Annotated in this window: 22 protein-coding genes and 1 tRNA gene; 13 read left to right on the top strand and 10 right to left on the bottom strand. The window is 25.5% G+C overall.

Annotation, left to right across the window (positions count from 1 at the left end; translation table 4 throughout):
* Positions 1 to 3: 3 nt before the first annotated feature.
* Positions 4 to 624, bottom strand: coding sequence for a tRNA (guanosine(46)-N7)-methyltransferase TrmB (gene trmB / locus EXC33_RS02600; protein WP_046097008.1), 621 nt, complete (start codon positions 622 to 624; stop codon positions 4 to 6).
* Between the two features lie 90 nt (positions 625 to 714).
* Between trmB and EXC33_RS02595 the strand changes: the two genes are divergently transcribed.
* The 6 genes from EXC33_RS02595 to EXC33_RS02570 all read left to right on the top strand — a co-directional run bounded on the left by EXC33_RS02595 (position 715) and on the right by EXC33_RS02570 (position 6710).
* Positions 715 to 2877, top strand: coding sequence for an ATP-dependent Clp protease ATP-binding subunit (locus tag EXC33_RS02595; protein ID WP_052717031.1), 2163 nt, complete (start codon positions 715 to 717; stop codon positions 2875 to 2877).
* A gap of 32 nt (positions 2878 to 2909) precedes the next feature.
* On the top strand, positions 2910 to 3881 hold the full coding sequence (locus EXC33_RS02590; protein ID WP_046097007.1) for a ribose-phosphate pyrophosphokinase: 972 nt from the start codon (positions 2910 to 2912) through the stop codon (positions 3879 to 3881).
* 3 nt (positions 3882 to 3884) lie between these two features.
* Positions 3885 to 4511 (top strand): 16S rRNA (guanine(527)-N(7))-methyltransferase RsmG, encoded by a 627-nt coding sequence (gene rsmG / locus EXC33_RS02585; RefSeq protein WP_046097006.1) that lies wholly within the window; start codon positions 3885 to 3887, stop codon positions 4509 to 4511.
* Positions 4512 to 4599: 88 nt separating this feature from the next.
* On the top strand, positions 4600 to 4941 hold the full coding sequence (locus tag EXC33_RS02580) for an MG284/MPN403 family protein (protein WP_046097005.1): 342 nt from the start codon (positions 4600 to 4602) through the stop codon (positions 4939 to 4941).
* A gap of 124 nt (positions 4942 to 5065) precedes the next feature.
* The gene (locus tag EXC33_RS02575; protein ID WP_046097004.1) at positions 5066 to 6283 is read left to right on the top strand and encodes an MHO_1580 family protein; all 1218 of its coding nucleotides are present in this window, start codon (positions 5066 to 5068) and stop codon (positions 6281 to 6283) included.
* Positions 6261 to 6710, top strand: a complete 450-nt coding sequence (locus tag EXC33_RS02570; RefSeq protein WP_046097003.1) for an MHO_1590 family protein — start codon at positions 6261 to 6263, stop codon at positions 6708 to 6710. The genes EXC33_RS02575 and EXC33_RS02570 overlap by 23 nt, the downstream gene beginning before the upstream one ends.
* A 6-nt stretch (positions 6711 to 6716) precedes the next feature.
* Here EXC33_RS02570 and EXC33_RS02565 read toward each other — a convergent pair whose 3' ends face one another.
* From EXC33_RS02565 to mnmG, 5 genes are all read right to left on the bottom strand, one after another.
* Positions 6717 to 7301 carry a thymidine kinase gene (locus EXC33_RS02565; RefSeq protein WP_046097002.1) on the bottom strand — a complete coding sequence of 195 codons (585 nt, stop codon included), beginning with the start codon at positions 7299 to 7301 and terminating at the stop codon, positions 6717 to 6719.
* A gap of 48 nt (positions 7302 to 7349) precedes the next feature.
* Positions 7350 to 8717, bottom strand: coding sequence for a M17 family metallopeptidase (locus tag EXC33_RS02560; protein WP_046097001.1), 1368 nt, complete (start codon positions 8715 to 8717; stop codon positions 7350 to 7352).
* A 91-nt stretch (positions 8718 to 8808) separates the two neighbouring features.
* On the bottom strand, positions 8809 to 10260 hold the full coding sequence (gene tig, locus EXC33_RS02555) for a trigger factor (protein WP_046097000.1): 1452 nt from the start codon (positions 10258 to 10260) through the stop codon (positions 8809 to 8811).
* Between the two features lie 56 nt (positions 10261 to 10316).
* Positions 10317 to 10763, bottom strand: coding sequence for a 23S rRNA (pseudouridine(1915)-N(3))-methyltransferase RlmH (locus EXC33_RS02550; protein WP_046096999.1), 447 nt, complete (start codon positions 10761 to 10763; stop codon positions 10317 to 10319).
* Positions 10750 to 12594, bottom strand: coding sequence for a tRNA uridine-5-carboxymethylaminomethyl(34) synthesis enzyme MnmG (mnmG, locus tag EXC33_RS02545; RefSeq protein ID WP_046096998.1), 1845 nt, complete (start codon positions 12592 to 12594; stop codon positions 10750 to 10752). The genes EXC33_RS02550 and mnmG overlap by 14 nt, the downstream gene beginning before the upstream one ends.
* A 68-nt stretch (positions 12595 to 12662) precedes the next feature.
* Here mnmG and EXC33_RS02540 point away from each other — a divergent pair.
* The 4 genes from EXC33_RS02540 (at position 12663) to EXC33_RS02525 (ending at position 15249) form a co-directional block, all read left to right on the top strand.
* Positions 12663 to 12739, top strand: a tRNA-His gene (locus tag EXC33_RS02540).
* Positions 12740 to 12770: 31 nt separating this feature from the next.
* Positions 12771 to 13139 carry an IMPACT family protein gene (locus EXC33_RS02535; RefSeq protein WP_046097138.1) on the top strand — a complete coding sequence of 123 codons (369 nt, stop codon included), beginning with the start codon at positions 12771 to 12773 and terminating at the stop codon, positions 13137 to 13139.
* A gap of 283 nt (positions 13140 to 13422) precedes the next feature.
* Entirely contained in the window at positions 13423 to 14349 is a 927-nt protein-coding gene (locus EXC33_RS02530) for a replication initiation and membrane attachment family protein (RefSeq protein WP_046096997.1), read from the top strand.
* 3 nt (positions 14350 to 14352) lie between these two features.
* Positions 14353 to 15249, top strand: coding sequence for an ATP-binding protein (locus EXC33_RS02525; RefSeq protein ID WP_046096996.1), 897 nt, complete (start codon positions 14353 to 14355; stop codon positions 15247 to 15249).
* Between the two features lie 27 nt (positions 15250 to 15276).
* Here the strand turns inward: EXC33_RS02525 and der are convergent, their stop codons facing one another.
* From der to EXC33_RS02505, 4 genes are all read right to left on the bottom strand, one after another.
* On the bottom strand, positions 15277 to 16587 hold the full coding sequence (gene der, locus EXC33_RS02520) for a ribosome biogenesis GTPase Der (protein WP_046096995.1): 1311 nt from the start codon (positions 16585 to 16587) through the stop codon (positions 15277 to 15279).
* Positions 16580 to 17263 (bottom strand): (d)CMP kinase, encoded by a 684-nt coding sequence (gene cmk, locus EXC33_RS02515; protein ID WP_046096994.1) that lies wholly within the window; start codon positions 17261 to 17263, stop codon positions 16580 to 16582. The genes der and cmk overlap by 8 nt, the downstream gene beginning before the upstream one ends.
* Positions 17264 to 17348: 85 nt before the next feature.
* Positions 17349 to 17795 carry a hypothetical protein gene (locus EXC33_RS02510; RefSeq protein WP_046096993.1) on the bottom strand — a complete coding sequence of 149 codons (447 nt, stop codon included), beginning with the start codon at positions 17793 to 17795 and terminating at the stop codon, positions 17349 to 17351.
* Positions 17795 to 18895 carry a DnaJ C-terminal domain-containing protein gene (locus EXC33_RS02505; RefSeq protein WP_046096992.1) on the bottom strand — a complete coding sequence of 367 codons (1101 nt, stop codon included), beginning with the start codon at positions 18893 to 18895 and terminating at the stop codon, positions 17795 to 17797. Before EXC33_RS02505 ends, EXC33_RS02510 begins: the two co-directional genes overlap by 1 nt.
* An 84-nt stretch (positions 18896 to 18979) precedes the next feature.
* Here EXC33_RS02505 and EXC33_RS02500 point away from each other — a divergent pair, with 84 nt between their 5' ends.
* The 3 genes from EXC33_RS02500 to EXC33_RS02490 all read left to right on the top strand — a co-directional run bounded on the left by EXC33_RS02500 (position 18980) and on the right by EXC33_RS02490 (position 21084).
* On the top strand, positions 18980 to 19321 hold the full coding sequence (locus EXC33_RS02500; protein WP_046096991.1) for a hypothetical protein: 342 nt from the start codon (positions 18980 to 18982) through the stop codon (positions 19319 to 19321).
* 150 nt (positions 19322 to 19471) lie between these two features.
* Positions 19472 to 20392, top strand: a complete 921-nt coding sequence (locus EXC33_RS02495) for a Cof-type HAD-IIB family hydrolase (RefSeq protein WP_046096990.1) — start codon at positions 19472 to 19474, stop codon at positions 20390 to 20392.
* Positions 20392 to 21084: a ribonuclease HIII gene (locus tag EXC33_RS02490; RefSeq protein ID WP_046096989.1), complete on the top strand. Its 693-nt coding sequence runs from the start codon at positions 20392 to 20394 to the stop codon at positions 21082 to 21084. Before EXC33_RS02495 ends, EXC33_RS02490 begins: the two co-directional genes overlap by 1 nt.
* Positions 21085 to 21095: the final 11 nt, after the last annotated feature.

Genomic DNA, 21095 nt, shown 5'->3' with positions numbered 1-21095 from the left:
TTTTTATTTTATAGGTTTTTTAGCAAAAATGAAATTAATGTTCTTTCCTAGTTTGCTTCATTTTTCTTCATATTCGGTCATTATATTATTTTTTTGAAATGAACTTTTGTGAAGATCGTTTCCGTTTTTAATAATTATTCACTTATTTTTTATAAGATTTTCCAATGAATACTCATATAGTTTATCGTTATCACTTTTAAAAATTAAAGTACTATCATTATCCATTATTTTTTCATATCCATCTAAATAAGTTTTATATGTTAACCTTCTTTTTTCATGTCTTGCTTTAGGTCAGGGATCACTAAAAGTCAACCATATGGTGTTTGCATAATTATTGAAAATATTATTTAGATTTTTTGCATCATCAAGAATTATAAAAAAATTATTTAAATTTAATTTTTCTGCTTTTTTTACTGCTTTATATGCAACAGTAGGATATTTTTCTAAACCATAAAATATCATGTTAGGATTTTCATTTGCCATTCTAGTAAGCATTTCACCTTTTCCCATGCCTATTTCGATTATTGATTCTTTATTCAAAATAATAGGATAATTATCGGGAGAATATCAATATTTTGTTTTCTTAATGTTTTCTTCGGAATTTCTATCATTTCTAAGACGCATAAAAAAAATATAACAAAAAATAAAACAAAATAATATAAAATATTTAGCAACAAAATATCTTAAGTGCTAAAATAATCATAAGGAGGCTTTATGGATTTTAGTAATATTGATGAATTGTTAAACAACATGAATAGTGAAAAAAAATCAAAAGAGGATATATTAAAAAAATATGGTAGAAATCTAACTGATTTAGCAGCTAGAAATGAATTAGATCCAGTTATAAATAGAGACGAAGAAATAAGACGTATGATACGTATTTTAAGTCGAAAAACTAAAAATAATCCTGTATTAGTAGGCGAGCCAGGAGTAGGAAAAACAGCAATTGTAGAAGGTTTAGCAAGAAAAATAGTTGAAGGACAAGTTCCAGAAAATTTAAAAGGTAAAGATGTAATAGAACTTGATATTACTAGTATGATAGCGGGAGCCTCTTATCAAGGACAATTTGAACAAAGGATGAAAGAAGTTCTAAAAAAAATTGAAGATTCAAACGGAGATATTATTGTTTTTATAGATGAAATTCATATGCTTATAGGAACTGGAAAAAATGCATCCGGAGGAATGGACGCAGCAAACATTGTAAAACCACTAATGGCAAGAGGGAAATTGCATTTAATAGGAGCTACTACTTTCGATGAATATAGAAAATACATTGAAAAAGATAGTGCTTTTGAAAGAAGAATGCAAAAAATAGATGTAAATGAGCCTTCTATTTCCGACACAATTACTATTTTAAGAGGAATAAAAGAACGTCTTGAAAATTTCCATAACGTAAAAATACAAGATGATGCTTTAATCAAGGCTGCTAATTTGAGTTCAAGATATATAAGTGACAGATTTTTACCTGATAAGGCGATTGATTTAGTTGATGAAGCTGCGGCAACAATAAAAACTGAAATTAATTTTCAACCCGAGGAGTTAGAAAAATCAAAACAAAAATTAACTAGATTAGAAATGGAAAAAATTGCTCTCACAGAAACTAATAAAAATTTCGAAAGAATAGAAAAAATTTCGAAAGAAATAAATGATCTTAATCTAGTAATTAATGATTTACAAATAAGATGAGAACAAGAAAAGAATAGATTAAATTATTTGTCTAATTTGAGAAGCAAAATGGATAATTTACAACATATTTTAACAATTGCACAAAACGAGAGTAATTACGAAAAAGCATCAAAAATAATGTATGTTGAAATGCCTAAATTAGAAAAGGAAATCAAAGAAAAAGAAGATGAAATCAATAATTCTACTTCTACTCTTATTAAAGATACTGTAACACCTGAAGAAATAGCAATAATAGTATCAAAATGAACAAATATTCCAGTTAAAAAATTATTGGAAACAGAAAAACAAAAATTACTTTCTCTAAATGAAGAATTGTCAAAAAAAATAATTGGTCAAAAACAAGCAATCAAAGCTGTTTCACAAGCAATTTTAAGATCAAAAGCTGATATTAACGACCCTAATAGACCTATCGCTTCTTTTTTGTTTTTAGGTCCTACTGGTGTAGGAAAAACTGAATTAGCAAAAGCGCTTGCATTATCTCTTTTTGATAGTGAAAAGCAAATGATAAGAATAGATATGTCAGAATATATGGAAAAACATTCAGTTTCTAAGATAATTGGATCTCCCCCAGGATATGTTGGATTTGATTCTACCGAATCACTAACTGAAAAAATTAGAAAAAATCCTTATACCATTTTATTGTTTGATGAAATTGAAAAAGCACATAAAGATGTTCTAAATATATTGCTGCAACTGCTTGATAATGGAACAATTACTGATTCAACGGGAAGAATTATCAATTGTAGAAATCTAATAGTTATTATGACATCAAATTTGGGGGCAGAAGAAATTTTAAAAAATAAAATAAATAATGCTAATTTTAAAGAATTAATTTTGAAATATTTAACACCTGAATTTGTTAATAGAGTCGATGAAATTGTTCCATTTAATTATTTAACTCACGAGAACATAAAAGAAATAGTTAGTTTAGAATTAAATAAATTAAGTGAAAGAATAAGAGAAAATAAATCAATAAATATAGAATTTAGTGAAAAAACCTTAATTGCAATTTCTAAAAGTGCGTATGATTCTAATTTTGGTGCAAGACCAATTAAAAGATATATTCAAAATCATATTGAATCTTTATTAGCACAAAAAATAATTGAAAATCAAATTATTGAGAATAAAACATATCTTGTTGATTTTACTTTGGGTATATTCAGTATAAGAGAAAAGCAGGTAAAAAACTAATATTTCCTATAATTTATTTTATTGGAGAAATAATGAAAAAATGTAATGTTATCATTTTTGGTATGCCTAATTGTTTATCTCTAGCAGAAAAAATTGCAAACAGACTAAATTTATCGTTAAGCGAAATAAAAAAAACAACATTTTCAGATGGTGAATCTATGTTAGTGAGCACTAAAGCCGTAAGAGGGAAAGATGCATTTATTATCGCGAATACATCAAAACCAGTTAATGATAATCTAATGGATTTATTATTATTCATTGATTCTTTGAAAAGGGCAAGCGTGCATTCTATAACTGTTGTTTTAACATATTATGGTTATGCTAGACAAGATAGGAAAGAAAGGGGAAGACAACCTATAGGTGCAAAATTAGTTGCTGACTTATTACAAGTATCTGGAGCTAATAAAATAATTGCTGTTGATTTACATAATCCAGCTATTCAGGGTTTTTTTAATATACCTATTGATGATTTAAGAGGTTCTTATACTTTGGCTAAAGCAATAAAAAAATCTAAATATGATTTTACGGTGGTTTCCCCTGATCATGGTGGGACTTTTAGGGCAAGACAATTAGCTGAATTGATTTCTAAAACAGTAAAAATAGGAATAATAGACAAAAGAAGAATTGGTACTAATCAAACTGAAGTTATGGGCCTTATTGGAAATGTAAAAAATCAAAATGCAGTAATTATTGATGATATTATCGATACTGGTGGCACAATTTTAAAAGCTGTACACACGTTGAAGGAAAATGGAGCAAAAAAAATAATTGTTGCAGCTACTCACGGTCTTTTTACCAAAGGATTTGATGTTTTTGAAAAAGATGAAACAATAGAAAAGGTCATCATAACGGATTCAATTGATAATACCTATTTATCAAGTAAATACAGTAAATTAGAAATTGTTAGTTTAGATTCTTTTTTATCAAAAATTATTGAATGTCATATCAATGGAACTTCTATTTCTGAGGTATATGAAAATTTGGCAAGTCAGATATCTAAATAGATTATGAAAAACGAAAATTTGCTTAAAAAATATTCTTTTTTAGTTTTCGAACAAAACAAGGTTATGAATATAACAGGGTTTAAAAATACAGAAGAAATTTGATTAGAAGGAATAATTAATTCTATAGATGCCTTTAATCCTTACATGGAAATTTTTCCAAATAATCTAAAATTACTTGATATAGGAGCAGGAGCAGGATTCCCTTCTCTTCCGTTTTTAATAGAAAATAATTATTGTGAATTAACGATTATAGAGAGTCAAACAAAGAGATGCAATTTTCTTAAAAATGTTAAAAATGATTTGAATTTAAATTTTACGATAATTAATGATAGAACAGAAAACGTAAAAGATTATATTTTTGATGTTATTACCGCAAGAGCCGTTTCTTCAATAAAAAATATTTTCTTAATGTCACATCATTTGTTGAGGGATAAAGGTTATTTTTATTTGATAAAAGGAGAAAATTATCAAAAGGAACTTGATGAGTTTATTAATATTTTTCCAGAATATAAAGAAAAAATATTAATAAAAAAATATAGCAAAAAATCATATGTAATAGTTTTTCAGAAGATTTTTAAAACTCCTAAAAACTGGCCATTAAGTTGAAATAATATAAAAAAATATAATTAAAAGTGGAAAATTTCAATTTATTCCGCTTTTTTTATTTTTTTTAAGGTAAAAATAATTTTTTTGGAATTAAGAAGTGAAAGGAGAAAAAATGACATTTTTACCAAGAAATTATTTAAAACAAATGTCTAACAAAGAGAAATATAAGATAGTGCAAGGAATATGCAATGTTGAAAAAGCAAACAAACAAAGTTATTTATTGGCTAAACAGTCCAAATCAGGATATATAAAAGAAGCTGTATTAGAACCCGATAATAAATTGGAAAGAGTATTAAATCTTTTGGAAGAAACTAATAAGTTGATTATTGAAAATGACTTTATAAATAAATATACTGACAAAGATTGATATGAACAATATTTTTGTAAATCATCTTATTATAAGCATAAAAATAATGCAGTAGAGGAGTTTTTGTATTATTATCTCAACAGTTAATTACAATATTCAAGAAAATCAAAAAGAAAACATACATAGCATAATTTTAGAAAGAGAGCGTTTTTCTATACAAAAATTTGGGGGATGAAATGAATACGACAATCAACTAATAACCAAAGGAGTTGTGTCAATTAGAAGATTGTATCAAAATGATACTTTATGAATAAATGCCACATTATTTGTTAAAGAAAAACAAGTTAGTAATTTTTTAAGTCATATAAATTTTGAAGTTAATGGTCAACTAGTACAACTTTCAAAGGATAAAACAAAAGTTTTTGAAGAAGTATTTGACAATGGATTTATTATTGATGCCTATAAAAATCAATTAGGAGAGTCAGGTAGAAGAGAAAATAATGAATATCATATGTTTTCATTCAATTTAAGCAGTAGTGATTTAGGAATAAAATTTTCTGAATTAAAAACTTTTTCCGTGATTTTTGAAAATAAACTTAACAAAAACGATGTAAATTATTTTAGAATAACAAAAGAAAATTTAGATAATTACAATGAAATAAATAATTATATTGATAATAACGAAGTCAATATAAAAATACCTTACAAATGAAATTTCTTTTTTGGATCAAATAACTCAAATAATATAAAAACCTCATTTGATAATCTAAAATTATCTTTTAATAAAATAAATTATTTAAAACCTATAGAAAATATTGCACAAGCAGAATTAAACAATCATGATGTCTTATCAGATTTACCATATGATTTACAGTACACAGAAAATAGATTTCCTATCGTAACAACTAATTTCTATAAAAATGGTCCAAAATTCAAGAAATATAATTTATTTTATCAACAGTTTTATCCTCGTAAAGTACAGCCGCCTAAATATGAATTAAATTTTTTCAATCCTTATTATCATTTTAAAATAAATCTTAAAGAGTCGCTTATTAGTGATTTGTTTGAATCGCCAAATGAATTTGTTCAATTAAAAGAATGAAAATATAGTTATCCTCTAGAATATGATTATTCGCAAAAACAATTTAAAATAGTTGAATCGGATAAACCGAAAGGATTGTTAATTCCATATAATGCTGGACAGGACTTTGTAAATAACTATCAAATAGTATACGATTATTATGGAAACGGCAAAAATCAGGATAAACAAATAATAAACATTTTCAACGATTATAAAATAATTTCTCCTCTTTTAGATAAAGATACCGGATTGATAAAAATAAAATTAACTTATATTGACGAAATAAATGATAAAGAAATATTAAAATATGAAGTTAATTTAGAGGAGACTGAAAATTTTGTTGATGATTTAAAAAATATCAATAGTTTATATTATTGAAAAAAAGATGAAACTCAAATTAACACCTAAGAAAAAAATATTAATAAGTTTTGTAGCTGTTGGAGCAATAGTTTCTATAGCTTTGCCAGTAGCCCTTACATCAACAAAAACAAAATTAACTTCTATTGAAACTGATAATATTTCAATAACAAATAATAAGAACAATAAAAATTTTGAATCAAACAGAAATATTATAAATTACGATATTTTTCCTAATATAAAAGCCAAACAATTTTACGAATATATAAGAATTAATAATGGAGAAACAGAATTTGATATTAACGTTATTCCAGCATTTATGAAATATGTAGTTAATAATTTTAAATACAGTCAAGGATATATAAATTTTGATTATAAAATAAAGGAAAACAAAGATATAGATATTTACGTAAAATGAATTAATAATGATGAAGAACTATCTAGAACTTATACTCTAAGTATAGAAAAAAAGAAATAATAAACTCTATTGAGAATTATTATTTCTTTTTTCAAATTCTCCTTTAATATGGCATATTCTGCATCTAGCTTCGTATTCATTATTACCTAATAAATTTATTTCATTAGATACAATTTTTCTAAAAGAAAAACCAGCTGAATTTTTGCAAATAACACACACAGCTTTCAATTTATCTATTTTATCTGCAATGGATAAAATTTGTGGCATTATTCCAAAAGGCCTTCTTAAAAAATCCATATCTAATCCAGAACATATAACTCTAATATTTTGTAAGATTAATTTGTCTATTACTTTTAACAATCCCTTATCGAAAAAATTAGTTTCATCAATTGCAACAGCCTGAAAAGAAGGGTTTCAAAATTTTAATATATCTTTCGATTTATCGATATTTATTGCTTCTATAGACGAACCTGTTCTACTTACTATTTTGCTTTTTGAAAATCTAGTATCAAATTTTGGTTTTATTACTAATGTTTTTATTCCGGCAATTTCAAGAATTTTTATTCTTTTTATTAGTTCTTCTGTTTTTCCTGAAAACATAGGCCCAGTTATTACTTCTAATAAACCAGTATTTTTAAAATTTAAATACATTATCTGTATAAAAAACCCCGTTCTTTTAAAGAAGAGGGTTGTATAGAATTAAATTAGGGCTAATTCAGTTAAAGTATGAACTAATACACCTTGAGGTTCTTCTGAAATTTCTGCTGTTCCAGCAACATCACAATGAATATATTCAATATCTTCTGTAAATTCTTTTAAAAACATTGCTGCAGAATTTGATCCTCCCATTCCAGACAAATCGGTATTTTTTAAATCGGCAACTTTAGATTTTTTGATATTTTTGGCAAATGCTGAATCAAAAGGCATTCTTCAAATTAATTCTCCAGCATTTTTTGCAGCTTTATAAATATCATTTCAAGCATCATCACTAGTTGCTCATACACCAGTATAAGTTGTTCCTAATGCAGAAAGAATGGCGCCTGTTAATGTAGCGACATCAATCAATCTTGTTGCATTTAATTTTCTTACAGCATAAGTTAGTCCGTCAGCCATAACCAATCTTCCTTCAGCATCAGTATTGTTTATTTCTACGGATTTTCCATTCATTGATTTTCATACAGAATCAGGAAGGGACGCATCTCCGTTTATTCTATTATCAGTAATGCACATAACTGCTGAAAAATTCTTTTTAGGTTTTAATTGTGCGATAGCCTTCATTACAGAAGCAACTATCACTGCCCCTGACATATCGAATTTCATTCCCAACATATGTCTAGATCCTTTTAATGAATATCCACCAGAATCAAAAGTTATACCTTTTCCCACCATGACTGTCTTTTCTTTAGATTTTGAATTTCCATTATATTCAATAACAACTACTCTAGGTTCATACATACTTCCTCTATTTACTGATAGAAGCAATCCCATTTGTAATTTTTCAATTTCTTTTTTGTTTAAAACAGTAATTTTAAGATTAGGATATTGTTCTAAATCCTTAGCAACAATATCAGCTAAGTATTCAGAATTACAAATATTTGGTGGCATTATTTGTAAATTTCTCGCAAAATTAGTTGCTTCAGAAAGAATAATTTCTTTTTCAAAAGCATTTTTTAAATCCTTTGAAATTTCTTCATCTAGATAGGGCAATAATTCAAAGTTATTTTCTTTTTTGCTTATTTTTTCGTTATATAAATCAGCTTTGATAAAATATGTGGCTTTTACTAAAATTGGTAAAACTTCACATTTGCACAATGAAGGAGTCTTGAAAGATTTAATATCAACTAAATAAGTTCTGATTTGTGAAGAAGCAATATTCTTAAATATATCTAATAAATCTTCTTTGGTTAGCTTTTCTTTTTCACCTAAGTAAACATAGGCAACATTTTCATTAAGATATTCTGTAATTTGACCCTGTTTTTCTATTAGATAAGGTTTAATTTCATCCCCTTTGAAAAAAGCTTTTAATATAACATCTGATGTTTTTTCTCTTAAAATTTCTTTTATCATTTTTTGCCTTTCGAAAACAAAGATTAAATTATTATTATTTTAATTTATTTTATTTTTCAAAATAAAAAATCTCTTAAAAAAGAGATTCCAATTATTTTTTATTATTATTGCTTGTTTTTTTAGAAGTTTTTTTAATTTTTTCAGTTACTTTTTTTTCTTCTGCCACATAAGCATCGATTTTTTTATTAATTTCGTCGTTTTGTTTTATATATTCTTCAAATCCCTTTTTATGAAATTTATTTAAAATTAATTCTTTTACTTTTGTATCTTCAATTTGTACTTTTAATCTATTTTTATTTTGTTCTGAAGAATCCACAAAAGATTTAAGGTTTTCAAAATTAATTCCCGAAACTAAAGATTGGTATTTTTCTAAAATAGTGTAATCTTTTTCATCTATTTTTACATCACCTTGAACCATTTTTATAACATGACTAATAACAATTGAACGTTTAACTTTGATTTCTTCTTCTTTATAGATAAGTTGTTCTAATTGCTCTTCATTTTGGCCTAATAATTCTAAATAATCAGTGTATTTAACATTTTGTTGTTTGAGCATTTTTTTGATTTCATTTTTTCTTTGAGAAACTTCAAAGTTTATTACATTTTTATGAATATATAATTCATTGTTTTTAAGAATTTCGCTAAAAATATCGTCAATAAACAAATCAAGAGAATAAATAAGTTTTTGCTTTTCTAATATCAAATTGATGGCTTTTTTTGCTTCTTCAATAGAGGCGATTTTTTCTCCTAATCCTAATTGACTTATATTGTCTTTAGTTAATTTAATTTCTTCGGGACGTTTAGCCTCAGAAATAGTTACATCAAAAACAGCAGGAGCATTAGCCAATTTTGAAACTGGATAATTTTCGGGAAATTTTACTTTTACTTCTCCTTTTCAACCAACTTTTTTATCGAGTAATTGATCTTCAAAATTATCTATAAAAGTATGAGTTCCTAATTTTAATTGGTAGTTTTCAGCTTCTCCGCCATCAAAAGGTTCATCATTAACATAACCTTTATAATTGATAGTTACAGTATCACCATTTTTAGTTTTTTCATCTTTTTTAAGAGGCAATAATAATGCTGTAGAACTTAATTTAGAATTGATATAATCATCAATATCTTTATCTTTAACTTCTTGTAATGAAAATTTAGATTTCAAATTATCCATCTTAATAGAATTAACATCCGCTTCTAAAGGATATATCAATTCTATTTCGGCCATTTCTTCAGTTAACCTAGTTATATTTATTGAAGGATAATTAACAGCTCTATTATTTTCTTTCTTAATCTCCTCATATATTTCGGTATATTTTTTTGAAACAAATTCATTAACAGCTCTATTAAAAACTTCACCCATATTTATATGTTGATCAATAACATTTTTTGGAGCTTTTCCAGGGCGATATCCATTAATTTTTATTTTTGAAGCAATCTCCTGTTTTTTATTTTTCAATAAATTTTGTCATTCATTTTGAGGAATTGTAAGTTTTCTTATAATTTCCGCGTTTTTTTCGTTTAGTACTATATTTTTGTTTGACATTTTTCTCCTTAATTATGGGCAAAAACAGCAAAATAAATTCTACTTAATTATATATGTTATTTATGATACTTTTTATTTTTTATTATCATAAAAGCTCTATAAATTTGCTCCGTTAACATTATTTTGAATAATTGATGAGGAAAAGTCATTTGAGAAAAAGAAATTTTATTTTTATCATCAAATAAATCTTCATCAATACCATCTGATCCACCAATTATAAAAGTTATTTGTTCAATTGAATTTATTATTTGAGAAAATTTTTCTGAGTTAATTTGTTTTCCTTTTAAGGACAAAATTATTACCTTTTCATTGCTTGTTAAAAACGATTTAATTTTTTCTGTTTCTTTTTGCTTTTTTTCTTGAATATTTTTAATTTGACTAAATTCTTTTATTTCTACAGTTTCCAATAAACAAAATTTTTTAACGCTATTTTCGTACTCTTTATACAACTGCCTGAATAAAGGACTTAATGAACCAACAGATATTATTCTAATTTTTTTCATCTTTTTTTCTTGTTATTTCTAGATAAAAAAGAAGCATTTGAATATCAGAAGGATTAATTCCACTTATTCTACTTGCTTGTCCAATTGTTAAAGGTCTAATTTTATTTAATTTTTGTTTAGCTTCAGTAGCAATATTTATTATTTTGTCGTAATCAATATTATTTGGTATCTTGTAATTTTCTAATTTTATTGATTTATTTGCATCATTTTTTTGTTTTTCAATATATCCAAATAATCTAACTGATATAACTAATTCTTCAATATAAGGGAAATCAGTTATTAGTTCAAAAGGATCAACATCAGGTCTTGCTATGACTTTTAATAAAGTTGGACCATTAAGTATATTGTATTTTTTTGCTATTTCACTTTTACTAGATAAATGTGTTTTGCTTAATTCTTCAATTTTTTTGTTTATTAATTCATATTTCTCTATTATTTTGTCATGTTCTTCTTTAGAAATCATGTTTGCTTTTAAAGCATATTTTGCCAATCTAATATCTGCATTATCGTTTCTTAGAAGCAATCTATATTCAGCCCTACTAGTTAACATTCTATATGGTTCTTTTGTTCCCTTAGTGACTAAATCATCTATCAAAACACCTATATAACCGTCATTTCTCAAAATTATAATAGGATCTTTATTTTCTAACTTTTGTCCAGCATTGATTCCTGCTATAATACCTTGCCCTGCAGCCTCTTCATAACCACTTGTTCCATTAATTTGTCCAGCAGTAAAAAGATTTTTAACAACTTTGGTTTCTAAAGAAGGATAAAGTTGCAATGGATCTATAGCATCGTATTCTATAGCATATGCTCACTTTTGTACTCTAGCATTTTCTAATCCCGGAATTGACTCAATTATTTTTTTTTGCACATCAATAGGCATAGAAGTTGACAATCCATTAACATAAGTAATTGTTTCATCAGCTGTTTCTGGTTCAAAAAAAATTTGATGTCTTTCTTTTTCAGAAAATTTTACAATCTTATCTTCTATAGAAGGGCAATATCTTGGGCCTATTCCTTCTATTAAGCCAGAATACATAGCGCTTTTTGTTAAATTTTCTTGAATAATTTTATGAGTAAGAGGAGTAGTATAGGTCAAATAACATGCAATTTGTTTAGGCATTTTAACATTTGATCTATTCGAGAAGCTCAAATTAATGTCATTAAGTATTTCTGCTTGAACTTTCGAATAATCAATTGAATCAGAATATATTCTAGGGGGAGTACCTGTTTTTAATCTTTGTAAAATAAATCCACAATTTTTTAATGATTCGCTAAGTTTTGAAGTTGTTTTTTGATTATCCGGACCACTAATAGTAATATCATTTCCTCTTAGAATTCTCGAATCCATATATGTGCCAGTTGTTATTACTCCTACATTAGCATTGATAATTTCATTATTTTCCAATTTAACACCTAAGAAATAATTATTTTTATCAACGATAATTTCGCTTACTGTACTTTCTAATAAAGTTAAATTTGATTGTTTTAAAACGTATTCTAAGGCAATATTACTATATTTTTCTTTATCTATTTGGGCTCTCAATGCTCTCACGGCAGGGCCTTTAGATTGATTGAGTACTTTTAACTGTATCATAGATAAATCTGCTCAATAACCTTGCATTCCTCCTAGTGCATCGATTTCCTTAGTTATAATTCCTTTAGCAGGACCCCCTATTGATGGATTACACGGCATCATTCCTAAACGATTTTTGTCTAATGAAATCAGCAATGTTTTATGACCTTTTCTAGATAAAGCAAAAGCTGCTTCTAGACCAGCATGGCCTCCCCCAACTACAATTGCATCATATTTATTAGCTATATTCATAATTATTAATTTTATATTTAAATATAAAAACTAATATATAATATTAGGGCTATTTAGCAGACAATGTGGCGAATGTGGTGAAGTGGTTTAACACAGCGGGTTGTGGTCCCGTCACTCGCGGGTTCGAATCCCGTCATTCGCCCCATTTTTTTATCAAAATTAATACAACATTCATTATGAGATATGAAAATTGAGAATATCAAGAAATAAAAAAATCCAAGTTTTATTCAAAAGCATATTTGATTTCTAATAAAAATCAATTACATGAAAAAATTAGAGAAGTAACTATTTTATTTAAAAAACCAACTCATATTTGTTATGCCTATGTTTTTAATGACAATAATGTTATTTATGCTGGATTTAATGATGATAATGAACCTAAAAATACTGCGGGAAAACCAATTCTTAATGTTTTGCAATTCAAAAAGACAATTAATATAGTTGTTTTTGTTGTTAGATATTTTGGAGGTATTCAATTAGGAGCTAGCGGGCTAATAAGAGCCTATTCTAAAATGGCTTCTTTGGCATATGAAAAAATAAAATAATTTTTTATTTTTATGAATAATGGAGCAATCCATTTTTTTTATATTTTTCCATTTCTTTTTTTAGTGGATAAAAATAAAAAAAGAGAAAAATTTATATTTTTAAAGATGAAAAATCAATATTTTAACCATTTTAGTTGAAAATAATTTTGTTTATATCTTTGTAGATAATACTTTATTAAGTTAGGTTTATGCTAAAAAAATAATTCAGATATTTTCGCTTTTATAAAATCATTACAAATAGCAAATTAATTGTGCCATTTGATTAAGATAAGGAGATTAAGTTATGGATAAAAGATTAACATATTCTAATTTTAAAATTCAATATATTAATTCTATTTCTGGTGATGATTTAAAAAATCTTCGTAAATTTTATTCTCCTCTTTTATCTTCTGATGCAATTTTGCTTTATGAACATTTAAGGGATGTCAGCATAGAAACAAATAAGGATGATTTTTATTTTGATTTCAATAATTTAGTTTTTCTATTGAACATAAAATTAGAAAATCTCAATAAAGCAAGAAGATGCTTGGAATCCCTTTCATTATTATCTACTTATCAAGATAACTTTCGTCAAATTACTGTTTTTGAATTGGAAAAACCACTTAATTCTATCCAATTTTCTAAGAACAAAGACTTGTGTAAACAATTGGTAAAAAAAATTGGTAATAATATGTTTAATAAACTGATAAATAAAACCAAAAACATAATTGACACAGGAGAATTAAGCGATATTTCTGCTAGTTTTGAAGATGTTTTTAATGATGAAAATACAAGCGAAGAAGAAATGAATAATTTTTATGAAGAATTAGTTGTTAGTAAGAATATAGATGATAATGTTTTAATAAATAATCTTTATGAAGCAACTTTAAAAGAAACTCCCGCAACATACTATTATCATTTGACTAATATTAAACCTACTTATTTTTTTATCAACATTTTTAATAAATATAAGGAATTAGGTTTAATTAATCCTATTATTAATTTAACGTTATATTATTTATCTGATATGTATTTGAAAATTGACTGTGATATTTTTAATGATACTTTAGATAAAATATATAATTCCAAAATAAATAATTTTGAAAAAGCTGAACAATTTTTAGATCAAATATACGTGGACACAATGGGAAAAACTTTTATCAAAAAAACTTTATGAAAAGCCGCTTATACAAATCAAATTAACAATAAGAAAGATATTCAGCATTATTAGAAAATGAAAGTTCAAGAATATTCACTTTTTAGTAAAAATATAGAAGAAATTTTAAGCGGCGACATAAAGCAAAAATTTGTTTCAAATATAAAAAATCATCCAGATTTGTTGAAATTAGATTTATTTAAACAGTTAAAAATAGAAGATGATGAAATATTAGAATACGGAGATGATTTTATAGAATTAATTGAATCTCTAAAAAATTCTGCCAATTTTCCATATAAATTTAAAATTACTCGTAAAAAAAACGGTGAATTAGTTTTTAGAAAAAAAATTAGATCAAATAAAGAATTTGTTAATCTTTATCTAAAATCACTAAATTTATTTTGTTCTGATATTTCTAATCTAGATTTTTCTAAATCATTAAAAAATGTTATTTCTCATACCAAAATTACAAATGCTACTAAAAATGTCATTTTAGATAAAATGAATTTATTTTTTGTCAATAATAAAAGCGATATCGAACTTAAAAATAATTTTATATTGTATTCTAGCAATATAAAAGATGTAAGTTATTTCGTTCAAGCAATAGCAAATAATTTTATAAGTGAAAATAAAACTGTTGCATACTTAAAGTGTGATGAATTACAAAAATTTATTAATTATTTAGTTTCAGAAAAAATATCTAGTTTAAATTTATTGAATAAGTTAATTGAAGTTGAAATATTAGTTTTAGATGATATCGCTAGTATAAAACCTAAAAATTATTTTATAAATGATAATTTATTTTTTGTTCTAAGAGAGCGTGAGAAAAATAAAAAAATAACTATCATTTCTACAGACGTAAGTACTAAAGATTTATTTACATTTTGAAATGATAATATTGAGAAAAATAATCTAATTTTTAAAAAATTATTTACTTCATTTTTAGAAAAAAGTGAAGTAATAAAAATAACCTAAGTTCTTTACGAAAAAAGGTTATTTTTGTTATTCTAAACCATTTTTATTTTTAAAAATTAATTTGAGAGGACAACCCGCAAAGTCTAATACTTTTCTTATTTCGTTTTCTAAGTGTCTTTGATAACTAAAGTGCAAATATTTTTTATTATTTACAAAAAAAATAAAAGTAGGGATAGGAGCTTTAATTTTTTTTACTAAGTAAATATTTAATCTTCCGCCATTATAAGGAGGAGCAGGTTGAATAATTTGTGTTTCTCTAATAAAACTTGATAATATAGAAGGTTTTATATCTCTAATTAAATTATTTTTAACTTTTATGATTGTTTCAATTAAAGTTTGCATTCTTAAATTAGTTTTTGCTGAAATAAAAACAATAGGCACTCAAGGAACAAAATGAAATTTATTTCGAATGTTTTTTTCATAGTTTTGCATTGTTTTTGAATCTTTTTCAATTAAGTCTCATTTATTAATAGCAATAATAATTGGTTTATTATTTTCAAGAGCTTCGCCAATAATAGTAGAGTCAAAATGAGAAATTTCTTTGGTAGAATCTAACATTATTATAGATAAATTGGATTCTTCTAAAGAATTTAATGCTCTCATCAAAGCATATTTTTCAACATTATCTTCTATTTTACTTTTTCTTGTAATACCAGCAGTATCAATAATTTCAAAATATTCATTATTTAAAGTAATTATACTTTTAACGCTATCTCTTGTTGTTCCAGGGATGTTAGAAACTATTGATCTATTTTCGTTTGCTAATTTATTAAGTAGTGAACTTTTACCAGCATTTGGCCTACCAATAATAGATAATTTAAAATTATTAGAAACTTGTTTGTTGTCAAAAATTAAAAATTTCAAACATTCATCAAGCAAATCGCCTATTCCTTGTCCATGTTGAGCAGAAATTGAAAAAATTTTATCTATTCCTAATTTATAGAGAGAAAAATCAAATTCATTCATATTTTTTTCAAGTTTATTTGCAGCTATAACAATAGGTTTATTTGTTTTTTTAAGTTTGCTTATTATCATTAAATCATCATTAGTTATGTCGCTTGTTCCATCGATCATAAATATAATAACGTCTGCTTCATTTATAGCTATATCAGCTTGTATTCTTATTTGTTCTTGAAAAGGTTTATTTTCGATTTCAATACCGCCAGTATCAATTAATCTAATTTCTTTTCCATTTCAAGTAAATTTTTCATATAATCTATCCCTTGTAATGCCTGGGCGATCATAAATAATAGATATTTTTTTACCTATTAACCTATTGAAAAGAGTGCTTTTGCCTACATTAGGTTTACCTATAATTGCAATTGTGTTTTTAGCCATTAAGAACCTTTTGATTTACTATTTCAATAATCGATTGAACTACTTCTTCGAAAGTCATGTTGGTACAATCAATTTCGATAGCATCTTCAACTTTATGTAATGGATCGACCAAACGATGAGTATCTTGAAAATCTCTGGCTTTTATTTCGCTTAAGACTGTATTATAGTCAGTTATATATCCAAGTTCTTCATTTTGTTTAATTCTTCTTTTAGTTCTCTCTTCAGAAGAAGCTGTAAGAAAAATTTTAACTTCCGCGAAAGGCATAATTCTAAAAGTTGTATCCCTTCCATCCATAATATAGCCTTTACTAGTCTTAGTAATTGATTGTATTGCGTTAACTACATATTCTCTAATAAAAGGATAAGTTGCAATTTTTGAAGATGCTTTAGAAATTTGATCAGCACGTATTTCATTAGTTATATTTTGTCCGTTTAAATATATGTGCTCTTTATTATCAATAGTAATAGAATGTTTATTTGCAAGGTCATGTAAGTGCTGTTTAACAAGTTCTTGATTATTTAAGTCTATATTCAAGTTTAGTAAGTAAAAAGCAACTGCTCTATAAAAACTTCCAGTGTTAACAAAAATATATCCTAAACGTTTAGCAAGTTCATTAGAAACAGTTGACTTTCCAGCGCCAGAGGGACCGTCAATTGCAATATTAATTCTACTCATAGCACTCCTTCAATATAGGCTTAAACTTTAATATTACATAATTTTATATTAATATAAAATAAAAGGCAAAAATAAAAGCAATGGACTAATTGATTTTTATGTTGCCTTTTATTTCTATTACGGTTGTTTCTTCGTTATTATTTTGATTAATTTCATCTAAATTAATTTCATGCTCGTAAGCAAGAAATGAATTGTCATCATTATCATTTAATTTTTCAATAACGCTATTTAATTCGTGAGATGAAAAATCGATATAAGTATAAATATTGTTTTTTTCTTTATTTAATTCTTTTTCTATTTCATTTGCAAAATCTAAAGTTTCATTAATATCATTTAGTTCTATTGACGAAATTTTTTTCGCAAGTAATTTGACGTTTTTTCTTTTTCTATCAAATTCATTATTATATTTTTTTCAAAATTCTTCTTCGTTAACTAATTTAGAAAATTTTTCTCAGTCTTGTTTAAAATTGTCATCTTTTTGAATTAAGCTGTTTTTAAGGGCTTTTAGTGAATAAGGATTTATTTTTTTCATTATTTAATCTTTTCAATTTTTTTAATAAATTGTTCATTAGAATTATCTTTTACATCTTCTAAAAATTGATTAAGATTTTTTAAATCTCTTCCAGAAAGATCAGGGATAATAATGTTAAGATGAATTATATAATCACCGACACTATTAGATCTTTTTATACCTTTATTTTTGAGAATAATTTTTTGCCCATCTTTATAACTATTTTTTAGTTTTAAATCAATAGGACCATAAGGAGAAGGAACTTTGATGTTTTTTTCACACAAAATATCAATAAAAGAAACATCCATTTCTGCTACTATATTTAATTTATCACGATGATAAAATTCATGATTTTTTACTTTTAATTGGATAAACATATCGCCAACTGGTCCGCCGTTTATTCCTTTTTCTCCATAACCATCAAGTTTAAGTTCATCACCATTTACTGTTCCAGGTTTTATTAAAAGCGTAACTTTTTTATTAACTTTGTTATAAACATGTCCATGACATTTAGGGCATTTTTCTTTAATAATTTTTCCTTTGCCTGAACATGTTTGGCAAACGGATTGAATAATTTGTTCACCAAAAAAGCTTCTTTGAATTTTTTGAGTAAAACCATTTCCATTACATGTAGAACAAGTAACAACATCACTAGAATTCTTAGCCCCGCTTCCGTTACATAAGTCACAAAGAACTCATTTTTCAAATTCATAAGGCACTTCTTTACCCAAAACGGCATCAATAAAACTTATTTCCATACTTACATGTATGTTTTCACCCTTCAATGGCCCAGTTTGTCGATTTCTTCTCGAAGCAAAACCGCCAGTAAATTGAGAAAATATATCTTTAAACATTCCGCCGAAATCTGTTTCTTGAAAATTAGAGAAATTAAATCCTTGCGCACCATTTTCATCCCCAAAACGATCATAGTTTTCACGTTTTTGTGGGTCACTTAAAACTTCATAAGCAGCATTTAATTCCTGCATTTTTTTATCACTCGTGCCATCTTTTAATTTGTCAGGATGATATTGCATAGCCAATTTTCTATATGCTTCTTTAATTTCTTTTTGTGTAGCATTTTTACTTACACCCAAAACGGCATAATAATCTTTTTTACTCATGTAACTTATTTTAGCATATATAAAGTTATTTTGCTAATATATTAAATAATTTAAATTTATTAATCAATTTGTTATTATTAAATTATGATTAAAGATAATCAATATGATGAACAAAAACAAAATACTTCTGATAATAAATTATCAGTTGTTGAAAAAGATAATTTTATTGCTACATCTATTGTGGATGCAAATAAATTGCATATTTATCATATTGATGAGCTTAATAATTTACCTGAAGAACATTTAAACGCTCTTTATTTGGCAACAATTAATGATGTTAATAGTGATTTATCTCATATTAAAAAATCAAAAAGAAAAATGTTAATTTCTAATATTGTTTTGTGATCTATTGTAGTTTCTTTACTTGTTATTATTGTTTTTTTACTTTTGGGTATATTTCTTTGAAACAAAGCCAATTTTATTTAGATCGTATTTATTTATAAATAAATACGATTTTTAATTTAAAAAATAAAGATCAACTATCACATATTTACAACTTTTAAGTGCTAAAAATAGTTATATTAGTGAATATAATATATTAAAATTAACTTGTATATTTAAATTACTGGAGTTTAAATGACTAATAATAAATTTTTATTTGCTATTGATCTAGATGGTACTTTATTAGCTTCATCAAAAACAGGTGAAATTCATGAAAAATCATTTCAAGCTATTTTGAGAGCAAAAAATGAAGGTCACATTGTTTGTTTATTAACTGGTAGACCTTGAAGAAGTACGAAGCCTATTTATGATAAATTAGGTTTAGATACAGTAGTGGCAAATTATAATGGTGCACAAATTCATAATCCAAAGGATGAAAATTTTATTCCTTATATAAAGTATTTAGATTTAAACGAAATGCTTTATGTTTTAGGTGATCCAAAAGTTAAAAACGAAACAACCAATATTGCAATTGAAGGACCTGGGTGAGTTCAAATTCAACATAGAGATCCTGCTCTTGAAAGTGTTTTTGGCTTTAGAGAAAGTCCTAAATTTGTTGTTGGATTGAATTTTAATAAATTACCTTTAAAACCTACTGGAATTATTTTTGATGTTAAAGAAACAACTGATGTTGAAGAATTAAGATCATATCTTAAGAGAAAATATGGTGATTTGGGTGAATTTTCATACTGATCAAAAGGAAAAGGGTTAACACCTGTTTTTGATATAACCAATGTTTCAACAAGTAAAGGAAGAGCTTTAAGTTTACTTTCTAGATATTATGGAATTGATTTGGAAAATACAATTGCTTTTGGAGATGGATTTAATGATGTTCCAATGTTTAAAGTAGCTAAAATTTCAGTTGCTGTAGGAAATGCTTCTGCTGAGGTTAAAAAATATGCTTCTGTGAAATTGAAATTAGAAAATGATGAAGGAGCTGTAGGCGATTTTATAAATAAATTATTAGATAATCCCGAAAAAGTTATTCAAAAAAGTAATTTATCACTTGAAAAAATGATGAAGCAACGTAAAAATTACGCCGAAGATGAAGAATAATGAAATTTATTCAATTTGAACCTATTTATAACTTAAATACAAAAAAAATTATTGGAATTGATGAAACTGGAGTAGGTGACTATTTCGGTTTTGTTGTATCCTGCGCTGCTTATGTGCCTATAAATAAGCTTGATTGAGTTAATTCGTTAGGTGTGAAAGATAGCAAAAAATTAACTGATAAAAAAATAAAAGAAATTGCTTCTTTACTTGCAAAAGAAATTTATTTTAGTACTCATTTTTTTACAACTAAAGAATATAACGATTTGAATCAAACTTTGAATGCTAATGAAATTAAAATGCTTTTGCATTTAAAAACAATTGAAAAATTACAAAATAAAATTGACAAAATTGATTATATCTTTATAGATCAATATTCAACTTTTAGTTCAATAGTAAAATACTATGAAAAGTTTCTTGAAAAAGAAAATAAAGAAAAGTATCAAATTGCCGAAATTAAGCACGATGTTTTATTAAGTAATAAAGCAGAGGATTTAAATATTAACGTTGCTTGTGCATCGATAATTGCCAGAGCTTTATTTTTAGATTTAATGGCGCAAAAAAATAAATTATATAATGTAGTATTTCCTTTTGGTGCGGGAGAAAAAGTAAAACTATTCGCTTCTAAACTATTTGAAAATAAGGACAAAAATTTTGTTTATGAAGTAGCAAAAATAAAGTTTAAGATGATTTAAAAACACCTTTT

It is taken from the genome of Mycoplasmopsis meleagridis, from assembly GCF_900660695.1.
Classification (GTDB): domain Bacteria; phylum Bacillota_I; class Bacilli_A; order Mycoplasmatales; family Metamycoplasmataceae; genus Mycoplasmopsis; species Mycoplasmopsis meleagridis.
Note: the sequence above shows the minus strand (reverse complement) of the source record. Positions and strands in the feature narration are given on the sequence as shown.